The organism is Paracoccus halophilus (assembly GCF_000763905.1).
Taxonomy (GTDB): Bacteria; Pseudomonadota; Alphaproteobacteria; order Rhodobacterales; family Rhodobacteraceae; genus Paracoccus; species Paracoccus halophilus.
The window spans coordinates 71,948-97,957 of the sequence record NZ_JRKN01000011.1 but is presented as its reverse complement, the minus strand read 5'-3'; the positions used below and the strand labels follow the sequence as shown (position 1 = coordinate 97,957).

Sequence of the window (26,010 nt, the reverse complement as noted above, 5' to 3'; positions counted from 1 at the left end):
CGAGCCGCTTTGCGCTCGTATCGTTTCCGGGTGATTTCGGTCCAGGGCATCATGATCTCCGTTCGTTCTCACAAACAAACAGAATCATAACTCGCTGAAATCACCCAACTCATTTCCGATCAGGCTCTGAGGGGGATGGACACATGATACGTGCAATCACGCGCGCCTCGGTCAATCTGGTCGAGCGCTTCCTTCCCGATGCCTTCGTTCTGGTGCTGATCCTGACCCTGGTCGTTTTCGGCGCCGGCATGATCGTCGAGGGCCAATCGCCCTTTGCCATGGCGCAATATTGGGGCGACGGTTTCTGGAAACTGCTGTCCTTTGCCATGCAGATGGTGCTGATCCTCGTCACCGGTTTCGTGGTGGCCAGTACGCCGTTGTTTCAAAGGCTGCTGCGGGGTCTCGCATCCAAGGTCAACGGACCCGGGCAGGCAATTCTGCTTATCACGGTGGTTTCACTGGTTGCCTCATGGTTCAACTGGGGCTTCGGGCTGGTCATCGGCGCGCTGCTTGGGCGCCAGCTGGGCCGGACCGTGAAGGGGCTGGACTATCGTCTTGCCATAGCCAGCGCCTATTGCGGCTTCATGGTCTGGCATGGCGGCCTGTCCGGCTCGATCCCGCTGGTGATCGCGACCGAGGGGCATTTCACCCAGGACATGATCGGCGTCGTCCCCGCCAGTCAGACGATCTTCTCGACGATGAACATCGTGATCGTCGTGGCGCTGTTCATCGCCATCCCGCTGACCACGCGGCTGATCATGCCGCCGTCGGACGAGGCGGTGACAGTCGATCCCGCACTGCTGGTCGATCCGCCCGAGCCAAAGCCCACCGCCCATGCCGGGACCGCCGGAAACCTTGAAAACAGCCGGTTCCTGTCGATGGCAAGCGGGGTTCTGGGCCTGCTTTATGTCGGGATCTATTTCATCTGGAACCGCCAGGGGCTGAACCTCGATATCGTGAACTTCACGCTGCTGTTCCTGGGCATCCTGCTGCACGGAACGCCGCTGGCTTTCCTTGCCGCGGTCAAGCGGGCCGTGGATGGCGCCAGCGGCATCATCATTCAGTTCCCGTTCTATGCCGGGATCATGGGGATGATGGTCGGGTCAGGACTGGCGGCCACGATTTCCGAAGGTTTCGTCGCCATTTCCTCGCCGGAAAGCTTTCCGCTATTCACCTTTCTGTCGGCGGGCATCGTGAACATCTTCGTTCCCTCGGGCGGCGGCCAATGGGCGGTTCAGGCGCCGATCATGCTTCAGGCAGGCGCGACATTGGGCGTGGACCCGGCCCGCACGGCCATGGCGGTCGCGTGGGGCGATACCTGGACGAACCTGATCCAGCCGTTCTGGGCACTGCCCGCGCTGGCCATCGCCGGGCTGTCGGCCAAGGACATCATGGGATTTTGCCTGATCGTCCTGGTGGTGACCGGGGTGATCATAGGTGCCGGCCTGGTGTTCGTGCCTTAAGCTGCCAATCGGCTTGCAATCGTGATCCGGGATCGGTTCTGAAGATTGCCCCGTTGGTGCTGAACTGAGCCGGCGCTGCCTAGTCCTCATGCAGGGCAGCGCCGGCGAACCGGCGGGCATCGTAAAACTAGCTCCGCCCGATCAAGGACTGTGTCTGATCGCGTTGCTGGCTGTTTGATCCTACGGCTTGGTGGTGAACAGATCCGCCCATTCCGGATGGCGGGCATATTGCCCCCGGACATAGGCGCAGACGGGGATGATGCGAAAGCCGCTCCGGCGCGCATCCGCCAGCATCTCGTCAAGCAGCGCCCGGGCCACGCCCCTGCCGGCCATCGAGGGCGGGACATTGGTGTGATTGGCACTGATCACGCCATCGCGCGGGCGGGTAAAGGTGATCTCGCCCTCGCCCTCGATGCTCTCCATGCGGGCGACATAGCGGCCCGCCTCGCCCTCGTCTTCCCTGGTAATCGCGATATCGGTCATCCCGGTCCCCCTTTGCATGTGCGTCTGACTGGCGGATGGCGGCGTGGCAACACGGCCGCCATCCGGCGAGGCCGGCGCGCTAGGCGCCGGTTCTGGCCCGTGCGGCGCGGGTCGCCTCGGCCCACCATGCCAGTTCCGCCAGCATGGCGTCCAGACTGGGCTTCAGCACCGGCGCGACCTCGGACATGTCACCGTTCTGCCCCAGCGGCGACACTTTCATGAACTCGCCGCCGCCCAGATGCACGGCGTTGCGCAGGGGCACCATCTGCAATTCGACCGCGATGCCGCGCAGATGCTCGATGGCCCGCGCCGCGCCGACGCCGCCATAGCCAAAGGCGGCCGCGGGCTTGCGGTTCCATTCCTTATAGGCCTGATCCAGCGCGTTCTTGAGCGATCCGGTCAGCGAGTGATTGTACTCTCCGGTCACGAAGATATAGCCGTCGAACTCGCCGATCCTGTCTTGCCAGCGGACCGCGCGCGGATCCGTGCTTGGCATCCACAGATTCGAGGCCGCCTCGTCGAAAAGCGGCAGGTCGAAATCGCGCAGATCGACCAGTCCGAATTCCATGTCGTCGCGTTCGGCAAGCTGCTCCATCAGCCAGGCCGCGGGTTTGTCGGCAAAGCGTGCCTTGCGGGTCGAGCCGATGATGACGGCGATTTTCGGTTTGCTCATGCTATTCTCCTGTGTTCGCGGGCCCATGCCCGGAAATGCGGTTCTGGCAAGAATAATGGGCATTGGAACAGGCACGGCAAGCCGGCGCCGAAAGGATGCGGCGTTCGATAAAACCGAACCGATAGCCTCTTGCGGTCCTCTGGCGGTGATCGCCCTGTTCAGCCGATGGCGATCACCGCCAGACAATCGCCGCTTTGCACCAGGCCCGGAAAATGCCGGGCGACAAGGATGCCGTCGCGGTTCGCGCGCATTTCGACCGGGGCCGCGCCGGTGCGGTCCGGCGGCCAGATGCGGGCCAGCGGCTGGCCGGCGCGCACCGGATCGCCCAGATCCGCCAGAGGCTGCAGCAGCCCGTCGCATTGCGCGAAATGGAAGCAGTCATCGCCGGGCATGTCCAGCATCACGCTGTCGCCCGGCTCGGCACTGCCGGCAAGGATCCCGGCATGGCGCAGGAGATTCCGGGCGCCGCGTATGGCGATTGCGGCGGTACGCGCGGTTGCGGTGCCGCCGCCGCCAAGCTCGGTCGTGACAAAGGTCTTGCCCTGCGCCTCGACGGCGGTGTCGAACATGCCGACAGCGTCGATTTCGCGCATCATCATCGAATAGGGCGCCCCAAAGGCCCGCATGGCGGCGCTGCAGCGGGCCTGCTGCTCCTTGTCCTCCAGGTAATGGGCGGCGGCGTAGGGCAGGAAATCCAGCGTCTTGCCGCCCGAGTGGAAATCCAGCACGATATCGGCCAGCGGCACCAGCGTATCGTTGAAATAATGGGCGATCTTCTGGGTAACGGTGCCATCGGCGCGGCCCGGAAAGCAGCGGTTGAGGTTCACCTGATCCACGGGGCTGACGCGGGTTCCGGCGCGGAAGGCGGGAAAGTTCATATAGGGCACGATGATGACCCGGCCCGAAACCTGCTCGGGCGCGATTTCCCATGCCAGTTGCTGCAGGGCGATGGGGCCTTCGTATTCGTCGCCGTGATTGCCCCCGGTCAGCAGCGCGGTCGGGCCGTCGCCATGCGCGATCACGGTCAGCGGGATCATCACGCTGCCCCAGGCGCTGTCATTGCGGCTGTGGGGCAGGCGCAGGAAGCCATGCGTCTTGCCGGGCGCGTCCAGCGCGATGGTCGGGCGGATCGGGTTCATGACTTGACCAGCATCTTGCGCGGCAGGTTGCAGAACAGTTCCGGCGCGCCATCGGTGATGATGATGGATTCCGTCGTCTCGTAACCCCAGTCATCCATCCACAGGCCGGTCATGAAATGAAAGGTCATGCCGGGACGCAGCTCGGTCCGGTCGCCGCGCCGCAGCGACATGGTGCGTTCGCCCCAGTCCGGCGGGTAGGAAAGGCCGATCGGATAGCCGGTGCGGTTGTCCTTGACGATGCCGTAAAGGTCCAGCACGGTAAAGAAGGCCGCCGCGACATCTTCGCAGCTGTTGCCGGCGCGGGCGGCCTCCAGCCCCGCCTCCATCCCCTCGAGCACGGCCTTTTCTGCCTCGAGCATCGCGGCCGGGGGCTTGCCCAGAAAGATCGTGCGCGACAGCGGGCAGTGATAGCGCTGATAGCAGCCGGCGATCTCGAAAAAGGTGCCTTCATCCGGTTTCATCGGCAGATCGTCCCAGGTCAGATGCGGTGCCGCCGCGTCGGGCCCCGAGGGCAGCAGCGGCACGATGGCCGGGTAGTCGCCGCCATGACCGGACCATTCGTCATAGCGCAGCGCGGCATCGTAGATCTCGGCCACCAGATCGCATTTGCGCATGCCCACCTCGACCTTGTCGGCGATGCGGCGGTGCATCCGCTCGACGATGCGGGCGGCCTTGCGCATATAGTCCAGTTCCTCGTCCGACTTGACCGCGCGCTGCCAGTTGACCAGCCCGGTCGCGTCAAGGATCTGCGCCTCGGGCAGGCCGTGGACCAGCCGCTCATGCGCGCGGGCCGAATACCAGTAATTGTCCATCTCGACCCCGATGAAGCCGCGATGCCAGCCCCTGTCGGCCAGCGTCGCCCAGAGGTAATCCATCGGGTGGTGCTCGACCGACTGCACGTAATGGTCGGGATAGCCGATGATGTGGTCCTCGCTCATCCAGACGGTGCGCAGCGCGCCATTCGCGTCCTGCCCGCGCCCGAACCAGATCGGCGCGCCGGTCGGGCCGACGATCACGCATTGATGCACATAAAAGGACCAGCCGTCATAGCCGGTCAGCCAGGCCATGTTCGACGGATCGCTGACGATCAGCAGATCGAGGCCCAGCTTCGCCATGCTCTCGCGGGTCTGGCGCAGGCGGCGCTCATATTCGGCGGTGGAGAAACGTTCGGGCGTCCTTTGCAGTTCAGGCATGGGGCTGAGCCTTTGAAAATGCGGCAAGCGCGTGGATGGCAATCGCAGTGTCCTGCACGCCGGTCCCGGTCAGGTCGGCGATGGTGATCTGTTCGGCAGAGGTCCGGCCGGGATGGCGGCCGGCGACGATCTGGCCCAGTTCGGGGATCGCGCCCGTCTCGGCGATCAGGCCGGCGTCAAGCGCGGCGCGCAGTTCGCCGATGCCGCGGGTCTGGCTGACCCGGTCGGCGACATAAAGATCGGCGCGGACAAGACATTGCGGGTCCAGTTCGTTCTTGCCGGCCTGATCGCTGCCCATGGCGGTCACATGCTGGCCGGGGCGCAGCCATTCGGCGCGCAGGATCGGCTGGCGGGCGGGCGTCGTGGTGACGATGATATCGGCCGCCATCGCCGCCATTTCGGGATCGCCCTCGGCCCGAATGCGGAGCCCGTCGCCAGCCAGTTCCGCGGCCAGGTTTTCGGCCCTGGCCGGATCCCGCGCCCAGATCACCGCCTCGGTGATCGGGCGCACCAGTCGCAGCGCCCGCAACTGCATCCGCGCCTGCATGCCGGCGCCGAAGATCGCCGCGCGGCTGGCATCCTTGCGCGCCAGGAATTTCGCAGCGACGGCTCCCGCCGCCGCCGTCCGCAGATCGGTCAGATAACCGTCGTCCAGCAGCACCGCCTGAACCCGGCCGGTTTCGCCCGACAGGACCACCATCAGCCCGGATGTCGAGGGCAGCCCCTTCGTCGGATTGTCAAAGAAGCCGGGGCTGATCTTGACCGCAAAGCCCGGCAGGCCGGGGATATGGGCGGTCTTGATATCGACCTCGCCATTGGCCTCGGGCAGGTGCATGGACAGGACGCCCGGCATCGCCACGCCGCCCTCGGCCAGCCGGGCAAAGGCTCGCTCGATGGCCTCGATCGCGGCGCCGTCCAGCGGCACGCGGCGGCGCAGCTGATCCGCGTTCAGGATCATGATATCGCTCATCCTTCCCCCCTGACGATGGCGGCGTGGCGGGTCGGGTCGATATTCGCGCCCGAGAGGATCAGCACCAGCGGACCATCCGCCCGCAGCCTGCCCGAGAGGATCGCGCCGGCACCGACGGCGGCCGCGCCTTCGACGGTTTCGCCGTCCTTCAGGGCCAGATGGCGGATGCCGGCGGCGATCTCGTCCTCGCTTAGCAGGATCAGCCCGTCCATCAGATCGCGGCACATCGCGAAGGTCAGGCGGTTCGTCAGTCCGATCCCGCCGCCCAGACTGTCGGCCAGTGTTTCGGCTTCCTCGACCTCGACCGGGTGGCCGGCGCGCAGACTGGCGGCCATGGCGGCGCCGCGTTCCATGCTGATCCCGAGGATGCGGATATCCGGCCTGCGCGATTTCGCGGCCAGCGCCACCCCCGACAGCAGCCCGCCGCCGGACAGCGGTACGGCAATCGCGGCGGCATCGGGGACCTGATCGAGGATCTCGAGCCCCAGCGTGCCCTGTCCGGCGATCACATCCGCATGGTCAAAGGGCGGGATCAGGGCAAAGCCCTCATCGCGTTGCAGGCGGCGGGCTTCCTCGAACGCCTCGTCCTGGCTGGCGCCGATCACCCGCAGCTCGGCACCCAGGGCGGCGATTGCCTCCCGCTTGTTGCGGGGCACCAGCCCCGAGACGCAGATCACCGCCGGCAGGCCCAGCCGGCTTGCCGCATGGGCCAGCGCCCGGCCGTGATTGCCGGTCGATGCCGTCGTGACCCCCGCCACCTTGCCCAGCCGCGCCACCGCGTTCGAGGCGCCGCGCAGCTTGAAGGCGCCGGTTTCCTGCCGGTGTTCGCATTTCAGCCAGACCGGCCCGCCGGCCAGATGCGACAGGCTGGCCGAGGGTTTCACGGGCGTTACCCGCACCAGATCGCGGATGCGTCCGGATGCGGCAAGGATATCCTCGATGGCTACCATGTCCGCACCCCGAACAGGCGGCCCGGACCGCTTGCCGGGATTGCGGCGATATCCAGCATGGCCCAGAACAGCGCGAGATTGGAACTGACCACCGGCTTGCCCAGCCGGGCCTCGATCCGTTCGATGACCGGCACTGCCGGCAGCGCCGTGCAGGAGATGAACAGCGCCTCGGCCTCGGGATGGTCCGATTCCAGCGCGAAATCGACCACCTCGTCCGGCGACAGCATGGCCATCTCGCGATCATCGGCATGGCCCATGGAGTGACGGCGCACGACCCGCAGGCCCTGCGCCTGGAAATAGTCGCCGACCAGATCGGCGGTCCGGGGCAGATAGGGGGTCATCAGCGCGATCCGGCCGACACCAAGCGCGCGAAACCCCCGCAGCGCCGCGCCGCCGGGCGTGCTGACCGGGGCGCGATCGCCGATCGCCGCCTCGACGCCCTGGCCCAGCACCGCCGCGGCCGAGGTGCAGCCAAAGCCGATCCCGCGCAGCCCGACCCCGGGCACCAGCAGGTCGGCGGCGGCGCGCAGATGCGGGCCGATCCGCAACAGGTTCTCGCGCGTGGTGGGGTTTTCGAACGCGATGCGCGTGACATGCAGCCGGCAGTTCGCGGGCAGCAGGCGCGCCGCGTCGCCCTCGATCGTGAGGTCGGTCGCCAGGGCGATCAGCCCGAAACGTGCCAGATTGTCGCGCTGCATCCGCGATAACCCCTTTCCGGTCAGACGACCATGACCGGGCAATCGGCAAGCCCGGTCACCTTGTGGCTGACCGAACCCAGCAGATAGCCCTCGGTCGCGCCAAGCCCGCGCGAGCCCACGACGATCAGATCGCAGCCCTTTTCCCGGCCGGTCGCGATGATCGTCCGCGCCGGCTGGCCGGTCCTGATGAAGGCCTTGACCTTGTCATGCCCGGCCGTGAGCGCGCGCTGCTTGGCGAAATCCGCCGCCTCGCGCGCGACATCGCGCATAGCGCTGTCCAGATTGCGGCCCCGCTCGACCGCGCCGCGCACCATGGAAAGCGAGGCCTCGAGCATCGAATGATGGCGATAGACGGTCAGCACGACCAGCTCCGCGCCGGTCAGCCGGGCCATCTCGATGGCCTTGTCCAGCGCGCGTTCCGCCCCTTTCGAGCCGTCATAGGCGACAAGGATCTTGTGGAACATGCACCCTCCCTATTTCGCGAAGGCCATATCGCGCAGAAACAGTGCGATCTGCGGAAAGAAGATCAGCGCCACCGCGACCGAAAGCAGCATGAGGATAAAGGGCGGCGTGCCCCTGACCACCTCGGAATAGGGACGTTTGAAGACGGCGATGGCGGTGAATATGTCGCAGCCGAAGGGTGGCGTCGCCGAGCCGATGGCGACCTGCAGCGTGATGATCGTGCCGACCAGCACCGGGTCCAGCCCGATATCGGCCACCACCGGCGCGAAGATCGGCACAAGGATCAGGATGACCACGATCGGATCGACGAACATGCAGCCGACGAAGAAGGCGATCGAGATGGTGAACAGCACCCCATATTGCCCCATCTGGTCGATGCCGATCCCTGCCAGCACCTGCTGGGGGATCTGCGCAAAGCTGATGACATAGGAAAATGCCGCGCCCGCGCCGACCAGGATGAACACGACGGCGGTGATCAGCCCGGTCGATTTCGCGGTGGCGTAAAGCTGTTTCAGGCTCATCTCGCGGAAAACCGCCATTTCAAGGAACAGCGCGTAGAGGACGCAGGCCGCGGCCGCCTCGGTCGGCGAGAAGAACCCGCCATAGATGCCGCCGATGATGATCACCGGGAAACCCAGCGGCCAGAGCGCGCGGCGCAGGGCGGTTCCGCGTTCCGCCCAGGTCGATTTCGGCTCGACCGGGACGCCGTTCCGCCTGGCGTAGACATGGCTGTAGATGGAAAACAGCAGCAGGATCAGCAGGCCCGGCCCGATCCCGGCGATGAACAGCTCCGAGATCGAGGTGCCCGAGACGACGCCATAGATGATCATCCCGATCGAGGGCGGGATCAGAAAGGCGATGTCCGAGGCGTTGACGATCAGCGCCAGCACGAAGCTGTCATTATAGCCCGATTTCAGCATGCGCGGCCGCAGCGGCCCGCCCACCGCGACCACCGTCGCCTGGGTCGAGCCCGAGACCGCGCCGAACATGGTGCAGGCGCCGGCCGTCGCGATCGCCAGGCCGCCCTTGAAATGGCCGACAAAGGCCATCACCAGATCGATCAGCCGGGTCGCCGATTGTCCGCGCGTCATGATATCGGCCGCGAAGATGAACATCGGCACCGCGATCAGGCTGGCCGGGCGGATGCCGGCCAGAATCTGCTGGACCATCGTGTCAAGCTGCCCGAACCCGCCGAACAGCGCGACGAAGCCGATCAGCGACCCCGCGATCAGCGGGATCATCATCGGGAAACCCAGCAGAAGCAGGACGGTCATGGTCCCGAAAATGGCCAGGGTCATGGCTCAGACCTCCTCTTCCGCGCTGTCGTCATAGCCCTCGAGCGTGCTGGTCGACAGCCAGATATCCTTGTCGAGCATGTTCTTGACCGTGGTCAGCCCGTACTGGATGCCGGTCAGGAAAAAGCCCAGCGGCGCCCAGACGATGATCCACCATTGCGGGATGCGCAGCGCCGGCAGCAGCCTGCCCCGGCCCGCCTGTTCCAGCAGATAGGCCAGCGAATACCAGGTCAGCAGGAACATGGTGGCCGAGGTGACAGCGGCGATCAAAATCATCATCAGCTTGCGGCTGCGGAACGGCATGGCGTCGAAAAAGGCCGACATCCGGATATGGCGGCCATGCCGCGCGGCATAGGAGATGCCGGCGAATGTGATCAGGATGATCAGCGCCTGATTCAGCTCCTCCGAGAAATAGATCGTGTGCCCGGCGATGCGTCCGACGACATTGGCCACCGTATTCGCGGCCATCAGCAGCACGCCGAGCGCCAGCAGCACCGCCTCGATCCGGGCGATGGCGACGTCGATCACGCCCAGAAAACCGGGCAGGCCCGAGACATATTCGGAATCGTCGATATCGTCATCGACAGCCGTGGTTTCGGCAGCGGCGATCAGATCCGGGTCCGGATCGGGCGCCTGCCGGTGGTCAAGCTTCATGCCGTTCCGCCTTGTGCTACGGGGCTGCTGCACCCGGCCGGCAACTGGCGCCGGCCGGGTCCTGTCGCGGCCGCCTGACCTCAGTTCGCGGCGGCCGCCTCGGCCTGCGCGCTCTCCGAGGCGGCCTGGAGGTCGGCCTTCATCTGGTCCAGAATCGCCTGAGCCTGCGCGCCGCCGATTTCCAGATATTTCTGTTCCACCGCGGCGGCGGTTTCCCTGAAGGGCGCGCGCTCTTCCTCGGTCAGCGTGGTTATGGTCATCGCGGGCTTGGCCTCGCGGATCTTTGCCAGCGATTCCTCGGTCAGGCCGTCCTGATATTCTAGGATATAGTCGAAGGCCACCGCGATGGCGTTCTGCACCACCTGCTTGTCCTCGTCGGACAGCGCGTCATAGAAATCCTTGTTGGCCATGACGGCGGTGGTGAAATTGTTGTGGCCGGGGCGGGTGATGTAATCCGTCACCTCGTACATTTTCGTCGATTCGATGAAAAAGGCCGGGTTTTCCTGCCCCTGGATCATGCCGGTCTGCAGCGCGCCATAGACCTGGCCCCAGGGCAGCGGCGTCGGCGTGGCGCCAAAGGCCTGATAGCTTTCGACGATCAGCGGGTTGGTCATCACCCGGAACTTGACCTCGTTCAGATCGGCGGGCGCCCGGACCGGCTCGGTCGTGGTCATCATGACCTCGCCCTCGGGGAACATGGTCAGCAGTTCCAGCCCCTGCTCGGCGTAAAGCGGCGGGAACAGCTCCTTGACCGCCTTTGAGTTGCGGAAAAAGCTGAACAGCTGGTCCTGATCCTGCGGCAGCAGATAGGGGACGAAGAAAACCTGCGCCTCGGGGATCAGCGCGCCGGTGAAGCCCGGCGACTGGTCGACGAATTGCAGGATGCCCGACTGCGCCTGCTCCATGATATCGACCGATTCGCCCAGCGTGCCAAAGGGGAAAAGCTGGACCTCGTTGTCGGAATTCGCCTCGACCTCTGCCTTGAATTTCTGCGCGAACTTGCCCTGCACTTCGTCCAGCGCCTCCTCGAAGGCATAGCGCCAGGTCTCGGCCTCAGCCATGCCGGCGCCGATGGTCAGCGCGGCAAGGCTGGCTGCGGTAAGGGTTTTAAGGGTCATTTTACCTCCTGTTTGCGGGCCGGCAGGTCTGCGCGGACCGGCTGCGGGACTGATTCGACCGGACTCGTGCCGTCCGTCCCGTCTGTCGCTGACGCTTCAACGGCATCGGAATCCAAGTCAATTTATATATTAAATCATGACAATTTGGCGGCGGAGTGTCAAACCGCCTGCCGGAGCGCCTGTTGGCGGCCGGTCTCAGCCGGGCAGAAGCGATGCGACGATCTGCAGCGCGCGTTCCAGATCGCGCAGGCTCGGGGCGCCCAGGCAGATGCGCAGCGCGGGGGCGGTATCGGTGATCGCGAAACCCGCGCCGGGGGCGACCGCGACCCCGCGCGCCAGCGCCTCGGACAAGAGCGCGCGTTCGTCACAACCGGCGGGCAGCGGCAGCCAGCGATGCAGCCCCTGCGGAAACCCCGAGGCCCGCAGGCCAAGGATGCGCTGCGCCAGGCGGTTGCGCGTCACCAGTTGCGCGCGCTGCGCCGCCAGCAGATCGTCGGCCAGACCCGAGGCGATCCAGTCGCGGGCGATTTCCGCGATCATCGGCGTGGCCATCCAGGCGACCGCCAAATGCCGGTTCAGCGCCCGTTCGGCGAGGGCATCGGGCATGGCCAGAAAGCCCATGCGCAGCCCCGGCGACAGCGATTTCGACAGGCCGGTGAAATAGAAGCTGTTCTCGGGCGCGAGGCTGCTGATCGGCGGCGGGCGGCGGGCGGCGACGGGGCCGAGCGCGTCGTTTTCCAGGATGATCAGCCCGGTCGCCACGGCGATCCGGGCCAGGTCCTCGCGCCGTTCGCGATCCATGATCCGCGCGAAGGGTCCCGCCCCCGAGGGCAGCAGAAAGACCGATTTCAGCCGCCCGTTCGAGCTGCGCGCCGCCTGTTCCAGCGCCTCGGGGATCATGCCGCGCGCGTCACAGGCGATGCCGCGAAGCTTCAGATGCAGGCTGCTCGCGGCCGGGCGCAGGGTGTGGCAGGTCGAGCTTTCGGTGGCGATCTCGTCGCCCGGATTGCCGATGCAGCCCAGGGCGATGAACATTGCCGGGGTGGTGCCGTTGGTGATCAGGATCCGCTGCGCCGGCACGACCATGCCGCAGCGCGCCAGCCAGCCTGCCGCCATGCCGCCGTAAAGCGCCATCGTCTGGCGCGGGCGAAAGGAAAACATCGCCGGGTCCGGCGGTCGTTCGGCGATGCGCAGCAGGCTGGCCCGCCATGCCTCGACGATCTGCGGCAGTGCGACCGGCGTCATCATCGACATGTCGATTGGCGGGCGGTCGGTGGGGGCGCGGAACCAGGGCACCTCGATCGTCTCGCGCGGGCCCGATTTCACGAAACTGCCCCGCCCGACCTCGCCCGAGATCAGGTCGGCCCGGATCAGTTCCTCATAGGCGCGGCTGACGGTCTGGACCGACAGGCCAAGCTGCCAGGCCAGTTCGCGATGCGGCGGCAGCCTGTCGCCGGGCCGCAGGCTGCCCGCGTCGATCGCGGCGGCGACGCCTTGCGCCAGGCTGCGATAGGCCGGGCGGGTGATATCGGTTCTGGTCAGGGGCCAATGCGACATGGGGCCAATGAAGCGGGGCGCGGCCGGCTTGTCCAGATTGACAAAACGCGTTCCGGCGGGAACAAGCGGGGGATGCGCTCGACCCGGCTTGATGATCGTGACATTGCCATTCTGGCGACCCTCTCGCGCGAGGGGCGGATTGCCAAGACCGATCTCGCGGCGCGGGTGAACCTGTCGCCGACGCCCTGCTGGGAGCGGATGAAGCGGCTGGAAAAGGCCGGGCTCATAACGGGTTACCGGGCCGAGATCGACCTTGCCGCGCTTGGTCCCCATGTCGAGGTCTTTGTCACGCTGGAGCTTGAAAGTCACCGCGCCGAAAGCTTCCAGCTCTTTGAGCGCAAGGTGGCCGGGACCGCCGAAATCACCGGCTGCTGGGCGATTGGCGGCGGTTATGATTACCTGATGCAGGTGGTGACCCGGGATGTGGCCGCGTTTCAGGACCTCATGGACGGGTTGCTGGAAAGCCGCGCCGGGGTGCGGCGCTATTACAGCTATATCGTCACCAAGCCGGTCAAGAATGAACCGCCCGCCGCGGCGCTGCTGCGTTAGTCGGCCGGGGCGGGGCAGAAAAATCCTCTGCCCCAGGGCGGGGTAAAAGAGAAATCCTCTGCCCTGCCGCGCATCTTCGGTGAAACCGCCTGCGCTTTGCCGCGCATGATCGGGGCAATCAGGGAGGTGCGCGATGCTTGACGATCCAAAAGGCGGTCTGGCCAGCCTGTTGACTGACCGCGAATTGCTGGCCGATCGCGGCGATTTTGCCGGCGACGGAGGTCTGGCGGTGCGCGATCCCGCGACCGGCAGGCTTGTCGCCAAGCTGACGACCAGCGATGCGACCGGCGCGCGCGCCGCCGTCGACGCCGCGCAGCGCGCCTTTCCCGGCTGGGCCGGCATGCTGCCGCAGGACCGAGCCGCGATCCTGCATCGCTGGCACGGGCTGATCGTGGCGGCGGGCGAGGATCTGGCGCGGATCATGGTGGCCGAGCAGGGCAAGCCGATCTCCGAGGCGCGCGGCGAAATCGACTATGCCGCCAGCTTCGTGCAGTTCTATGCCGAAGAGGCGCTGCGCCCGAATATCGAGGGCGTGACCAGCCACCTGCCCGATGCCGAGATGGAGCTGTGGCGCGAACCCGTCGGCGTGGCGGCGCTGATCACGCCCTGGAATTTTCCCTGCGCCATGATCACCCGCAAGGCCGCGGCGGCCCTTGGCGCCGGCTGCACGGTGGTCATCCATCCCTCGGCCGAGACGCCGCTGTCGGCGCTGGCCCTGTCGGTTCTGGCGCGGCGCGCGGGCTTTCCCGAAGGCGTGGTGAATACCGTGATCGGGGATGCCGCGACCATCGTCGGCGAATGGACCGCCGACAGGCGCGTGCGGGCGCTGTCCTTTACCGGCTCGACCGAGGTCGGGCGGCTGCTGTACCGCCAGTCCGCCGAAACGGTGAAGCGGCTGGTGCTGGAACTGGGCGGCCATGCGCCCTTCATCGTCTTTGAACATGCCGATCTGGATCGCGCGGTGGCCGAGGGGATCAAGGCGAAATTCGCCACCTCCGGACAGGATTGCCTGGGCGCGAACCGTTTCTACATCCACCGGCCGGTCTATGACGAATTCTGCCGCCGCTTTGCCGAGGCGACGCAGCGGCTGACGCTTGGCCCCGGCATCGAGGATCCGGATATCGGCCCGCTGATCCATGGCCGCCAGATCGACAAGCAGAAAGCCCATGTCGCGGATGCGCTGGACAAGGGGGCGCGGCTGCTGGCCGGCGGCACGGTCGATGCGCGCGGGCCGCTGTTCTTTCAGCCCACGGTTCTGGCGGATGTCCCCGACGATGCTGCGATCATGCGCGAGGAAACCTTTGGCCCGGTGGCGGCCCTGACCCCCTTTGACACCGAAGCACAGGTCTATGCCCGCGCCAATGCCAGCGAATACGGGCTGATCGCCTATGTTCACAGCCTTGACCCGCGCCGCATCTATCGCGCCACCCGCGCCCTGCAATATGGCATGATCGCGGTGAACCGCACCAGGGTCACCGGCGCGCCGATCCCCTTTGGCGGGATGAAGCAATCCGGCATCGGCCGCGAGGGCGCGCGCCAAGGCCTCGAAGCCTTTACCGAGATCAAATATGTCTGCCGCGACTGGGCATGAAAGGAGCCGTCATGCTGACCAATGATGAACTCGCCAAATGGGACCGCGAGAATTTCATGCATCCCTCGACCCATCTGGGGCAATTCGCGCGCGGCGAGGCGGCGCAGCGCATCGTCACCGGCGGCGAGGGCGTCTTTATCACCGACCGCGATGGCAACCGCCTGCTGGACGGGTTCGCCGGGCTTTATTGCGTGAATGCCGGCTATGGCCGCCATGAGATCAGCGAGGCCATCGCCGCGCAGGCGCGCGAACTGGCCTATTACCACGCCTATGCCGGCCACGGCTCCGAGGCGAATATCACGCTGGCCAGGATGGTGATGGAGCGCGCGCCCGAGGGCATGGCCAGGGTCTATTTCGGGCTGGGCGGATCGGACGCCAATGAAACCAATGTCAAGCTGGTCTGGTATTACAACAATGTCCTGAACCGCCCGGCGAAAAAGAAGATCATCAGCCGCTGGCGCGGGTATCACGGATCGGGTCTGGTGACCGGCAGCCTGACGGGGCTGGAACTGTTCCACCGGAAATTCGACCTGCCGCTGGCGCAGGTCGTCCATACCGAGGCGCCCTATTATTACCGCCGCCCCGACGCCGGGATGAGCGAACAGGAATTCTCGGCATATTGCGCCGAAAGGCTTGAGGCGCTGATCCTTGCCGAAGGCCCGGACACCGTCGCGGCCTTTATCGGCGAGCCGGTTCTGGGCACCGGCGGCATCGTGCCGCCGCCCGCCGGCTATTGGCAAGGGATCCAGTCGGTTCTGGCGAAATACGACATCCTGCTGATCGTCGATGAGGTGGTGACCGGCTTCGGGCGGCTGGGCACGATGTTCGGCAGCGATCGTTACGGGCTGAAACCCGACCTGATCACCTGCGCCAAGGGGCTGACCTCGGCCTATGCGCCGCTTTCGGCGACGATTGTCGGGCAGCGCGTCTGGGATGTGCTGATGCGCGGCAATGACGAATTCGGCGTGCTGGGGCATGGCTGGACCTATTCGGCGCATCCGATCGGCGCGGCGGCCGGGATCGCCAATCTCAGGCTGATTGACGAGCTTGGGCTGGTGCGGAACGCGGCCGAAACCGGCGCCTATCTGACGCAGGCCATGCGCGCGGCGGTCGGCGATCACGCCCATGTCGGCGAGGTGCGCGGCGAAGGCATGCTTTGCGCCGTCGAACTGGTGGCCGATCGCGACGCGCGGCGGTTCTTCCCGGCCTCCGAGGGCAGGGGGGCCGCGGTGGTCGGCGCCATGCTCAGGCGCGGGGTGATCGCGCGGGCCATGCCGCAGGGCGACATCATCGGCCTGGCGCCGCCGCTTTGCCTGTCCCGGGCCGAGGCCGATCAGATCGTGGCGGCGACCGCCGGCGCCATCGAGGAGGTGCTTGGCTGACCTGCGCGCCCGGCAAGGGCCGGGCGCTGCTCAGGGGCTACCCGTGGCTCAGTTCGATTTCGCCGCTCCTGCCGGAAGGGTGGCGGCACCGTCCGAGACGAAACCCTCGGTCACCTCGGCGCCCGGCCGGGTCGCAAGGCTGACGCCCACGAACAGCACGGCCGAGACCGGCAGGCTCAGGATGCCGGCATTATAGCCGAACAGATTGTTGCCGGTCAGGTACATCGCGATCACGAACAGACCGCCGCCGGCGATCGAGGCCAGCGCCCCGGCCGCCGTTCCGCGTTTCCAGAAGAAGGTGCCGATGATGGCGGGCACGGTCACCACCAGACCGGCCGAGGCGGCCACCGACAGGATCGAGATCAGGTTGAGCTCCAGCGCCGCAAAGCCGAGAGACAGCACGGAGATCACCGGAATCACCAGCTTGCCGATCCACAACTGCCGGCGATCGGAGCGGTCGTCGCTCAGATTGCCATAGACGTCGCGCGCCACCATGGACGACAGTGTCAGCAGGATCGAATCGATGGTCGAGACCGCCGCAGCGAGGATGCCGACCATGACGATCACCCCCAGGATCGGCGGCACGAAATCAGAGGCCAGCAGCACCGAGGTCGCGAGATCCGCGTTTTCCAGCTCCGGAAAGGCGACAAAGGCCGAAAAGCCCCAGATCACCGAAACCAAGGTATAGACCAGACCAAAGCACAGAAAGATCAGCAGCATCCGGCGCAGCGCGGCCAGCGATTCCGGCATGAACATGCGCTGACTGACCTGCGGGTTGGAAATCGAGAAGAAGAACCATGGAATGGTAAGACCGATAAAGGTCGTCAGGCTGAACAGCCCCGGCCCCGGCACGGTCAGCATCTCGGGCTTTCGGGCGGCGATGGTTTCGAACATGCCGGTGAACCCGCCCAGTTCGCCGACCACCAGAACGACGACGATCAATGCGGCCACGATCATCAACAGCGCCTGCAGGCTGTCGGTCCACATGACCGAGCGGATGCCGGCGACATAGGCAAAGAAGATCGCCAGCGCGGTCGCGATCAGCAGCCCGGTTCCAAAGGAGATCGCCCCCCCGGACATGCCGGACACCAGATAGCCGACACCGGACAGCTGCACGGCGGAATAGGGGATCAGGAAGATGCAGCTGACAACCGCCGCCGCGATCGCCACATGGCGGCTGCCATAGCGCGTCCCGAGCATCTCGGAGGGGGTCACGAAGCCGAATTTCCTGCCCGCCGCCCAGAAGCGCGGACCGAAGACGGCGACCAGCGACACGCCGGCGAAATAGACGATCTCGAAGCCAAGCGCGCCGACGCCGCCCTTGTAGGTCAGACCGGCAAGGCCCACCATCATGAAGGCGGAATAGGTCGTCGCCGAATAGCTCAGCGCCGAGACCACGCCGCCCATGCTGCGCCCGCCAAGGAAATAATCCGACATGGTGGCGGATTTTCCGGCCCGCGACAGGATCGCGACGAGCACCGAGATGACCACATAGGCGGCGATGCCAGACCAGATGAACGACTGGCTCATTGGTCATCATCCTTGAAAGAGGCGGTGGCGAGCGCGTTCAGCACGATGACGGCGACGCCGGCGAGGGTCCAGAAAAGAAAGGCGCCGGTCCAGCTGGGCGTGTCGGCGAGCAGGCCGTAAGGCACGACGTAACAGGCCAGAACGACCAGCCCCACCAGCCACAGGGATATTTTACGCAGCATTTTTCGCTCCTCTCAGGTTGTTGAGTTATGTCAGAGCCTGCTTCGACGTACCACTTCTTCGTTTCCATTCCGCCGCATCGGCAACGATCGCGCGCCGACCAGGCGTGGCCGAGGGGAGGCCGGCCGCCCCTGCTCCGGGTGATGTCTTTCCGCCCGGTGATATTACGCCCATGATTGACATGGGTTATATGATGTCTTGAATGCGGCAGGGGCCGCCCGAGCGCAAAGCTGAAAGGATGTTTCGATGATCTTCACCCCTCATGGCAAGCACCTGATCGCCGGCGAATGGGTCGGCGGCGAGGCGACCTTCCAGTCCGAGCCGGCGCATGGCCCGGCGCATGCGTTCAGCACCGGCACCGTCGATCTGGTCGACCGCGCCTGCGAGGCGGCCGAGGATGCGTTCTGGTCCTATGGCTACAGCACGCGCGAGGAACGCGCGGCCTTTCTCGACGCAATCGCCGATGAGATCGAGGCCCGCGCCGGGGCGATCACCCAGATCGGCAGCCAGGAAACCGGCCTGCCCGAGGCCCGCCTGCAGGGGGAACGCGGCCGCACCGTGGGCCAGCTTCGCCTGTTCGCCGAACATATCCGCAAGGGCGATTATCTCGACCGCCGCCATGATCCGGCGCTGCCCGACCGCCAGCCGCTGCCCCGCCCCGATATCCGCCTGATCGAGCGGCCGATCGGCCCGGTCGCGGTCTTTGGCGCCTCGAACTTCCCGCTGGCCTTTTCGACCGCGGGCGGCGACACCGCCGCCGCGCTGGCCGCAGGCTGCCCGGTGGTGGTCAAGGGCCATTCCGCCCATCCCGGCACCGGCGAGATCGTGGCCGAGGCGATCCATGCCGCGATCAGGTCGCAAAACCTGCATCCCGGCGTCTTCAGCCTGATCCAGGGCGGGCGCCGCGATGTCGGCACGGCGCTGGTCCAGCATCCGCGCATCAAGGCGGTGGGCTTTACCGGCTCGCTGGCCGGGGGGCGGGCGCTCTTCGACCTCTGCGCGCAGCGGCCCGAGCCGATCCCCTTCTTTGGCGAGCTGGGCAGCGTCAACCCGATGTTCGTGCTGCCCCATGCGGCGGCCGCGCGGGGCGGCGAAATCGGCAAGGGATGGGCCGGCAGCCTGACCATGGGCGCGGGCCAGTTCTGCACCAATCCCGGCATCGCGGTCGCCATCGACGGGCCGGAGGCGGACAGGTTCATCGCCGCCGCCAAGGCGGCGCTGGCCGCGACCGGCCCCCAGACCATGCTGACCGAGGGCATCGCCAGGGCCTATCGCGACGGCAAGGAACGCTTCGAATCGCGCAATGCCGTGCGCCGCGTGCACACCACCGACAGCGCCGGGCGCGAGGCCAATCCGAATCTCTACGAGACCACGGCCGAGGCCTATCTGCAGGATCATGCCCTGGGCGAAGAGGTCTTCGGCCCGCTGGGCCTGATCGTGCGGGTGAAATCGCTGGCGGAAATGCAGACGCTCGCACGCGGGTTCGAGGGCCAGCTGACCGCCACGATTCACATGGATGACGGCGATCTGACCGATGCCCGGAGCCTGCTGCCGATCCTGGAGCGCAAGGCGGGCCGGGTGCTGGTCAACGGCTTCCCGACCGGGGTCGAGGTCTGCGACGCGATGGTCCATGGCGGCCCCTATCCGGCCAGCACGAATTTCGGCGCCACCTCGGTCGGCACGCTCTCGATCCGGCGTTTCCTGCGGCCGGTCAGCTATCAGAACTTTCCGCAGGCGCTGCTGCCGGACGATCTGCAATGATCGCCGGCCTCGCTCGGAGGCGCGGCTAAAGCATCCATTCGATCGGCAGGATGCCGATGACCGCCAGCGCCGCCTGCTGGTACCAGGTCGCGCCGGGTTCCTGCTGCCAGGTCCGGACCTGACCCGAGGGCAGGGTCTCCTGCCAGACCATGCGGCCGTCCGCAGTCAGTTCCGGGCGATAGCTCACCCGGGCGAGATGGCCGGCAAAGCCCGCGCCGATCTGGCGCGCCATGTCGGGGCTGTCGATCAGGAAACCCATCTCGCAATTCAGGATGGCCGAGCGCGGATCGAAATTGAACGAGCCGATGAACACACGGTTGTCATCCACGGCGAAGGTCTTGGCATGCAGGCTGGCGCCGGACAGGCCCAGCGGTTTCAGCTGGGTCTCGGATTCCGGGGCGACGCCGCCGCGCAGCTTCAGCTCGTGCAGCGCGATGCCGCTTTGCAGCAGTTCGCGGCGGTATTTCGTATAGCCGGAATGGACCAGCAGCACATCGGTCGTGTTCAGCGCATTGGTCAGGATGCGGATCTCGACGCCCTCGCCGCGGAGCTTCCTGAAATAGTCGCTGCCCAGCCGGCCGGGCACGAAATAGGGCGAAACCAGATCCAGCCGGCTTTCGATCCGGCCCAGGATGCTGCCCAGGCGCGCGATCATCAGCTGGTCGCGCCGCGCCTTGCCCTGGCCCTTGACCGGATCGTCGGCGACAAGCTGCACCTTTGTCCATTCCAGCGCCACCTCGCCGGCGAAAAAGCGGCTGGCCGTATCCTCGAGATCCGAGAGCAGTTTCCGCGCGCTGTCGCTGTCGGTCAGTTCGGCCACGCGGGCATCGAAGCCGGCGCGGTCTCCGTCGCCGGCGATGATGGACTCAAGCTCGAAGACCGAGGCGCTGTTCCAGTAATCGTCAAAGACCCCGGCGGCCTTGGGCACGATCTCGCCCACCGCCAGCGCATCCATATCGACATAGAAACTGTCGCTGATCGCGAAATATTCGTCGCCGATATTGCGCCCGCCGATGATCGCGGCCAGCCCGTCCACGATCATCGACTTGTTGTGCATGCGCCGGTTCATGCGCATGAAATCAAAGGCATATCCCGCCATCTTGGGCCGCCGCACGGTCGAGGGGTTGAACAGCCGGATCTGGAAATTCTCCTGCGCGTTCAGGGCCGCCAGAAAGCCGTCCAGCCCGGGCACGCCATTGTCGTCCAGCAGCAGCCGGACCCTGACGCCGCGCCGGGCCGCGCGGTCCAGCGCATCCAGCAGGATGATCCCCGACAGGTCGTCGTGCCAGATGTAATATTGCGCGTCGATCGAGCGTTCCGCCCGCTCGATCAGCGACAGCCGGCTGGCCAGCGCGTCCTGCCCGGAGGCCAGCGGCAGGATCCCCGACGGGCCGGACTGATCGCGGCCGGTCTGCGCCAGACGCTGGCCCAGGGCGGTGTCGCGGTCCGGCGGCAAGGCCGGATCGGCGGCGCGCTGCGATATGTCGGGCAGCGGAAAGACGAATCGCAGGATGGCGATGGCCAGCGCCGCCGCGATGACCAGTCCCAGCAGGAACCTGAGAAAGAACCACATCAAGCGGCCTCCGATTGGCTGTCCGCGCGATTGCCCGAACCGTTCCGGCCGGCCGGCTCTGCCACGTCATCGCCGGCCATGGCCCATTGGTAGCGCCGGTTGCGCCATGCGCCAAGGCCTTGTGCGCATGGCGCCTGCGCGGATCCGTCGGCTTTGCCCGACCCATCCGCGCGCGATCCTGACCGCGCCGAACGACAACCCCGCCATAGCGCTAGGCAAGGCGCTTTCAGCGGGTCGCGGGCATCAGGAAACTGCCCGAACAATCGCGACTTGCGTCTTGGGCGCAGGCGCGCGGCTCAAGGTCGCGGGTCAGGCAGATCCGCACCTCTTGCAGGGCGCGGTCTCGGCAGGTGACGGTGATGCCGTCGCGCGCAAGATCGGGATTGACCTCGATAAAGGCATCCTCGACCACCCTTGACGGCAGCGTGATGTCGCGGCCAAGCCCCTGCAGCGTGGCGGGCAGCTCGATTTCCGCCAGCGCGGCGCGGGTCAGCGCGAAATAATCCCGCGCCGTCAGGCCCGTGCAGCGGCCGTGTTTCTGCCATTGATACCAGGCCAGCCCGCCCGAGCCCATGATATCCGCCATGGCGCCGGTTTCGCGGCGCGAGGGATCGCGGGCGGCGCTGCGGCAGTTCTCGGGCCAGCCGCGCGTGTATTGCGGCCAGAGGCCATGGACGACGAAGCCGGTGCGCCGGCCCGGCGCGCATTGCGCGGCGTCATCGGCATCGCCCTCGGCGCGGCACCAGCTTGGCGACCAGCTCAGCGACAGGACGTAATAGTCGAAGCGCCCCGCGACATCCTGCGCAAGGACGGCGGCGGGCAAGAGCAGGGCGGCGATCAGCGCGACTGTCTTCATGCTGCCCTGAATACCGTCCGGCCGCTGCCCGCGCCACGAAATTCAGGCTTTATTTCGGCCTTTTCCGGCATTATACAGCGGCGCAATCCCCCTGAAAATGGAATGGCAGCCGCCGAAAGCCGTTTTCCCCGGCCGGAAGAGATATTGTTAAGGAGAAGGTCATGAACAAGCCGCTGATGGCCAAGGCCACCGCCGTCTGGCTGGTCGACAATACCACGCTGAGCTTCAAGCAGATCGCCGATTTCGTCGGCATGCACGAGCTTGAGGTGCAGGGCATCGCCGATGGCGACGTTGCCGTCGGCGTCAAGGGTTTCGATCCGATCGGCTCGAACCAGCTCGACCCGGCCGAGATCGAGCGCGGCCAGAAGGACCCGCGCTACAAGCTGAAGCTCAAGCACAACCCCGCCGCCGAGGGCGAGGAAAAGCGTCGCGGCCCACGCTACACGCCGCTGAGCAAGCGTCAGGACCGGCCCGCCGCGATCCTGTGGCTGGTCAAGTTCCATCCCGAACTGGCCGATGCCCAGATCGTGCGGCTGGTCGGCACCACCAAGCCGACCATCCAGGCGATTCGCGAGCGCACGCACTGGAACATCCAGAACATCCAGCCCATCGACCCGGTCGCACTGGGGTTGTGCCGCCAGTCCGAGCTTGACGCCGCCGTGCAAAAGGCCGCCAAGCGCAAGGCGGCCGATGGCGGCGCGATGACCGATGACGAGCGGCGCAAGCTTCTGTCCACGGAAACCTCGCTTTCCATGCCGGACGAGCCGCGCCTGCCCAGCTCGATCGCCGGGCTGGAGAATTTCAGCCTCAGGGATGAAGAGGACAAGCCGGCCGAGAACGAAAATCTGGATGCCGACAGCTTCTTCAACCTGCCGGATGCGGACGAGGATGACGACGACGACAGGGAATGATCCCTCAAGGATGCCGGGCGGCCTTGTCATGGCCGCCCGTTCCCATTCCCGGCTTGGCCCGCTGTCCCGATCCGCCGATCAGATCGACAGGCAGATATATTTCATCTCAAGGTAGTCCTCGATCCCGTGGCGGGATCCCTCGCGGCCCAGCCCCGATTGCTTGACGCCGCCGAAGGGCGCGACCTCGGTCGAGATGATGCCGGTATTCACGCCGACGATGCCGTATTCCAGCCCCTCCTGCACGCGGGTGATGCGGCCGATATCGCGGGCATAGAAATAGCTGGCAAGGCCAAAGATCGTGGCATTGGCCTTGTCGATGACCTCCTGCTCGGTCTCAAAGCGGAACAGCGGCGCCAGCGGGCCGAATGTTTCCTCGGTCGCGACCTTCATGCTGTCGGTGACGCCGGTGACCACGGTGGGCTCAAAGAACAGCCCCCCTCGGGGCTTGCCGCCGGTCGCGATGGTGCCGCCGCCGTCCAGCACGTCCTGGATATGTTCCTGCACCTTGTCCACGGCGGCCGCGTTGATCAGCGGGCCGGTGGTCACGCCATCCTCAAGCCCGTCGCCGACGCGCAGTTTCTCGACCGCCGCCGCCAGCTTTTCGGCGAATGCGTCATAGACGCCCGCCTGGACATAGATACGGTTGGCGCAGACGCAGGTCTGGCCATTGTTGCGGAACTTTGACGCCATCGCGCCCTCGACCGCGGCATCCAGATCGGCGTCGTCAAAGACGATGAAGGGCGCGTTGCCGCCCAGTTCCATCGAGCATTTCAGCACCTGATCGGCCGCCTGGCGCAAGAGGATGCGGCCGACCTGGGTCGAGCCGGTAAAGGTCAGCTTGCGGATCAACGGGTTTTCGCAGAATTCCTTGCCGATATCCGAGGACCGGCTGGAGGTGACGATGCTGAACAGCCCCTTGGGGATGCCGGCGCGTTCGGCCAGCACCGCCAGCGCCAGCGCGGACAGGGGCGTCTCGGCGGCGGGCCGCCCGACAAAGCCGCAGCCGGCGGCGATGGCCGGCCCGCATTTGCGGGTGATCATGGCATTGGGAAAGTTCCATGGCGTGATCGAAGCCACAACCCCTATCGGCTGGCGGATCACGGTCAGGCGCTTGTCGGGCTGGTGGCCGGGAATGGTTTCGCCGTAGATGCGCTTGGCCTCTTCGCCGAACCATTCGATGAAGCTGGCGCCATAGGCGATCTCGCCCTTGGCCTCGGCCAGCGGCTTGCCCATCTCGGCGGTCAGGATCTTGCCCAGATCGTCCTGGTTTTCCATCATCAGGTCGAACCATCTGCGCATGATCTGCGCGCGTTCCTTGGCGGTGCGGGCGGCCCAGCCCTTCATCGCCTCGGCGCTGGCGGCAATGGCGCGGGCCACTTCGGCGCGGGACAGATCGGCCACTTCGGCGATCACGTCGCCGCGCGCCGGATTGGTCACCGCGAAGGTCCTGCCGTCATCGGCCCTGATCCATTCGCCGGCGACATAGGCGCGGGTTTCCAGCAGCGAGGGGTCCCTGAGAAGCATCTTCAGATCGGTGGGCTGCTTGTTCATCGGAATCTCCTGATCTGGGTCTGGCGGTGGCGCAAGCTTGCGCTTTTGCGCCGGCAAGGCAAGGGACAGGGCAAAAATCGCACGCGGCTACACAATCCGGTGAACCCGAAGCTGGTCTTGGGCGTTCATGTCCTGTCGTCAGGCTTTCCCTCTTGGCGAACTCGTCGTGGAAAGGGCGGTGCAGGTTTGTGCCGCCCTTTTTCGCTGCCGGCAGGTCGCGAAACGCAGTGATTGAATTGCTTTGCAGCACGCCCGGCGGTAGAATGCGCCAAGACCAAATGTGGCGACCATCGAGGAAAAGATGCCTGATTACACATTGGAATATGTCTACGCGAATGACGATGTGTCATGGACGTCGGCCGGCGACGCGGTCAACCCCAATAACCGGGTTCCCGCAGGAACCACCTTCACCTTGGGCGGAAGCGAACTCCAGGCCGTCATAACCGACGATGACAACCTGCTTGAGGACAGCGTGAACGCGCCGAACGGGCAGTCGCTGGACCGGTCCCAGCAGGTGCTGGCCTCGGACATGGGCGCGAATGACGCGGGCGATTATGTCTTTGCGCGCGGCTCTTATGAAATCCAGGACGAGCTCGGCAATATCGGCCGCATCTACCAGGTCCGGGTCGCGCCTTGGGACTATCAGGGCAATGTGCCGGGCGGGACCACGCAATACTGGGCCTTTGCCGGCGATATCGTCGTCGATCCCGGCATGACCTATACGGTCCTGGGCACGCCCGGCAGCAACGGCACTATCGGCCTTAGCCCGGTCGCCAATGAGGATTATTCGGCCTACGCCCAGCCCCGCTGCTTTGTCGCCGGCACCCTGATCGAGACGGCCAAGGGGCCGGTCGCGGTCCAGGACCTGAAGCCCGGCGATCTGGTGCGCACGCGCGAGAACGGCTTCAAGCCGGTCATCTGGATCGAATCGCAAAAGCTGGACGCGGCGCTGCTGGCCGCGATGCCGCATCTGTGCCCGATCCGTATTCGCGCCGGTGCGATGGGCCGCGATCTGCCGCAGCGCGATCTTTTGGTTTCGCCCCAGCATCGCATGGTGGTGCGCAATGCCATCGTCGCGCGCATGTTCGACCAAAGCGAGGTTCTGGTCGCCGCCAAGCATCTGCAGCATCTGGACGGGATCGAGACGGTGCTGCCCGAGGAAGGCGTGGAATATTTCCACTTCCTGCTGGATCAGCACGAGGTCGTCTATGCCGAGGGCGCCGAAAGCGAGACGCTTTACACCGGCCCCGAATCGCTGAAATCGCTTGACCCCGATGCCCGGCGCGAGGTGCTGGCCCTGTTCCCGCAACTGGCGGTGCTGGATCACGACGCGCTGCCGGCGCGTGCCGGCTATTTCGCCGAAGGCCGCCGCGCCCGCCGCATGGCCGAACGCGCAGCGCGCAATTCGGTCGCCCTGCTGGCCAGCTAGGATGGCCCCTTCCTGCCGCGCGGCTGCGGCAGGGATATCGCG

The 26,010-nt window shown here is 66.0% G+C and carries 24 protein-coding genes; 7 read left to right on the top strand and 17 right to left on the bottom strand.

Annotation, left to right across the window (positions count from 1 at the left end; all coding sequences use genetic code 11):
- Positions 1-143: 143 nt before the first annotated feature.
- Positions 144-1,463 carry a short-chain fatty acid transporter gene (locus IT41_RS10120; RefSeq protein ID WP_139221673.1) on the top strand — a complete coding sequence of 440 codons (1,320 nt, stop codon included), beginning with the start codon at positions 144-146 and terminating at the stop codon, positions 1,461-1,463.
- Positions 1,464-1,643: 180 nt separating this feature from the next.
- On the opposite strand, the gene IT41_RS10115 is transcribed toward IT41_RS10120, so the two are convergent.
- The 12 genes from IT41_RS10115 to ehuR form a co-directional block, all read right to left on the bottom strand.
- A complete protein-coding gene (locus IT41_RS10115) occupies positions 1,644-1,946 on the bottom strand; it encodes a GNAT family N-acetyltransferase (RefSeq protein WP_036740835.1) in 303 nt (100 codons plus the stop codon).
- A 79-nt stretch (positions 1,947-2,025) separates the two neighbouring features.
- On the bottom strand, positions 2,026-2,619 hold the full coding sequence (locus IT41_RS10110; protein ID WP_036740833.1) for an NADPH-dependent FMN reductase: 594 nt from the start codon (positions 2,617-2,619) through the stop codon (positions 2,026-2,028).
- 158 nt (positions 2,620-2,777) lie between these two features.
- The gene (gene doeB, locus IT41_RS10105) at positions 2,778-3,758 is read right to left on the bottom strand and encodes a N(2)-acetyl-L-2,4-diaminobutanoate deacetylase DoeB (RefSeq protein WP_036740831.1); all 981 of its coding nucleotides are present in this window, start codon (positions 3,756-3,758) and stop codon (positions 2,778-2,780) included.
- Complete coding sequence (doeA, locus tag IT41_RS10100; RefSeq protein ID WP_036740829.1) at positions 3,755-4,951, bottom strand: ectoine hydrolase DoeA; 1,197 nt, start codon at positions 4,949-4,951, stop codon at positions 3,755-3,757. The genes doeB and doeA overlap by 4 nt, the downstream gene beginning before the upstream one ends.
- Complete coding sequence (locus tag IT41_RS10095; protein ID WP_036740828.1) at positions 4,944-5,921, bottom strand: cyclodeaminase; 978 nt, start codon at positions 5,919-5,921, stop codon at positions 4,944-4,946. The genes doeA and IT41_RS10095 overlap by 8 nt, the downstream gene beginning before the upstream one ends.
- On the bottom strand, positions 5,918-6,871 hold the full coding sequence (gene eutB, locus IT41_RS10090) for a hydroxyectoine utilization dehydratase EutB (RefSeq protein ID WP_036740827.1): 954 nt from the start codon (positions 6,869-6,871) through the stop codon (positions 5,918-5,920). Before eutB ends, IT41_RS10095 begins: the two co-directional genes overlap by 4 nt.
- Positions 6,865-7,569, bottom strand: a complete 705-nt coding sequence (locus IT41_RS10085) for a maleate cis-trans isomerase family protein (RefSeq protein ID WP_052081382.1) — start codon at positions 7,567-7,569, stop codon at positions 6,865-6,867. Before IT41_RS10085 ends, eutB begins: the two co-directional genes overlap by 7 nt.
- 20 nt (positions 7,570-7,589) lie before the next feature.
- On the bottom strand, positions 7,590-8,033 hold the full coding sequence (locus IT41_RS10080; RefSeq protein WP_036740826.1) for a universal stress protein: 444 nt from the start codon (positions 8,031-8,033) through the stop codon (positions 7,590-7,592).
- A gap of 9 nt (positions 8,034-8,042) precedes the next feature.
- The gene (locus tag IT41_RS10075; RefSeq protein ID WP_036740824.1) at positions 8,043-9,329 is read right to left on the bottom strand and encodes a TRAP transporter large permease; all 1,287 of its coding nucleotides are present in this window, start codon (positions 9,327-9,329) and stop codon (positions 8,043-8,045) included.
- Between the two features lie 3 nt (positions 9,330-9,332).
- Entirely contained in the window at positions 9,333-9,980 is a 648-nt protein-coding gene (locus IT41_RS10070; RefSeq protein WP_081967518.1) for a TRAP transporter small permease, read from the bottom strand.
- A gap of 80 nt (positions 9,981-10,060) precedes the next feature.
- A complete protein-coding gene (locus IT41_RS10065; protein ID WP_036740822.1) occupies positions 10,061-11,098 on the bottom strand; it encodes a TRAP transporter substrate-binding protein in 1,038 nt (345 codons plus the stop codon).
- A 195-nt stretch (positions 11,099-11,293) separates the two neighbouring features.
- The gene (gene ehuR / locus IT41_RS10060; protein ID WP_052081380.1) at positions 11,294-12,655 is read right to left on the bottom strand and encodes a MocR-like ectoine utilization transcription factor EhuR; all 1,362 of its coding nucleotides are present in this window, start codon (positions 12,653-12,655) and stop codon (positions 11,294-11,296) included.
- Positions 12,656-12,727: 72 nt separating this feature from the next.
- On the opposite strand from ehuR, the gene IT41_RS10055 reads away from it, so the two are divergent.
- The 3 genes from IT41_RS10055 (at position 12,728) to IT41_RS10045 (ending at position 16,177) form a co-directional block, all read left to right on the top strand.
- On the top strand, positions 12,728-13,204 hold the full coding sequence (locus tag IT41_RS10055; RefSeq protein WP_036740855.1) for an Lrp/AsnC family transcriptional regulator: 477 nt from the start codon (positions 12,728-12,730) through the stop codon (positions 13,202-13,204).
- A gap of 133 nt (positions 13,205-13,337) precedes the next feature.
- Entirely contained in the window at positions 13,338-14,795 is a 1,458-nt protein-coding gene (locus IT41_RS10050) for an NAD-dependent succinate-semialdehyde dehydrogenase (protein WP_081967517.1), read from the top strand.
- An 11-nt stretch (positions 14,796-14,806) separates the two neighbouring features.
- Positions 14,807-16,177, top strand: coding sequence for an aspartate aminotransferase family protein (locus IT41_RS10045; RefSeq protein ID WP_036740851.1), 1,371 nt, complete (start codon positions 14,807-14,809; stop codon positions 16,175-16,177).
- Between the two features lie 48 nt (positions 16,178-16,225).
- Here the strand turns inward: IT41_RS10045 and IT41_RS10040 are convergent, their stop codons facing one another.
- Together IT41_RS10040 and IT41_RS20700 are read right to left on the bottom strand one after the other, a co-directional pair.
- Positions 16,226-17,707, bottom strand: a complete 1,482-nt coding sequence (locus tag IT41_RS10040; RefSeq protein WP_052081379.1) for a sodium:solute symporter family protein — start codon at positions 17,705-17,707, stop codon at positions 16,226-16,228.
- Positions 17,704-17,889 carry a hypothetical protein gene (locus IT41_RS20700; RefSeq protein ID WP_036740820.1) on the bottom strand — a complete coding sequence of 62 codons (186 nt, stop codon included), beginning with the start codon at positions 17,887-17,889 and terminating at the stop codon, positions 17,704-17,706. The genes IT41_RS10040 and IT41_RS20700 overlap by 4 nt, the downstream gene beginning before the upstream one ends.
- Before the next feature lie 244 nt (positions 17,890-18,133).
- Here IT41_RS20700 and IT41_RS10030 point away from each other — a divergent pair, with 244 nt between their 5' ends.
- Positions 18,134-19,648 carry an aldehyde dehydrogenase (NADP(+)) gene (locus IT41_RS10030; RefSeq protein WP_036740818.1) on the top strand — a complete coding sequence of 505 codons (1,515 nt, stop codon included), beginning with the start codon at positions 18,134-18,136 and terminating at the stop codon, positions 19,646-19,648.
- A 25-nt stretch (positions 19,649-19,673) separates the two neighbouring features.
- Here IT41_RS10030 and IT41_RS10025 read toward each other — a convergent pair whose 3' ends face one another.
- Entirely contained in the window at positions 19,674-21,221 is a 1,548-nt protein-coding gene (locus IT41_RS10025) for a phospholipase D family protein (RefSeq protein ID WP_036740816.1), read from the bottom strand.
- 226 nt (positions 21,222-21,447) lie between these two features.
- On the bottom strand, positions 21,448-22,077 hold the full coding sequence (locus IT41_RS10020) for a ribonuclease T2 family protein (RefSeq protein ID WP_036740815.1): 630 nt from the start codon (positions 22,075-22,077) through the stop codon (positions 21,448-21,450).
- Between the two features lie 161 nt (positions 22,078-22,238).
- On the opposite strand from IT41_RS10020, the gene IT41_RS10015 reads away from it, so the two are divergent.
- On the top strand, positions 22,239-22,988 hold the full coding sequence (locus IT41_RS10015) for a DUF1013 domain-containing protein (protein ID WP_036740814.1): 750 nt from the start codon (positions 22,239-22,241) through the stop codon (positions 22,986-22,988).
- A 78-nt stretch (positions 22,989-23,066) separates the two neighbouring features.
- Here IT41_RS10015 and IT41_RS10010 read toward each other — a convergent pair whose 3' ends face one another.
- Positions 23,067-24,539: an NAD-dependent succinate-semialdehyde dehydrogenase gene (locus tag IT41_RS10010; RefSeq protein ID WP_036740812.1), complete on the bottom strand. Its 1,473-nt coding sequence runs from the start codon at positions 24,537-24,539 to the stop codon at positions 23,067-23,069.
- A gap of 301 nt (positions 24,540-24,840) precedes the next feature.
- Here IT41_RS10010 and IT41_RS21580 point away from each other — a divergent pair, with 301 nt between their 5' ends.
- Positions 24,841-25,968 (top strand): Hint domain-containing protein, encoded by a 1,128-nt coding sequence (locus IT41_RS21580; protein ID WP_231564727.1) that lies wholly within the window; start codon positions 24,841-24,843, stop codon positions 25,966-25,968.
- Positions 25,969-26,010: the final 42 nt, after the last annotated feature.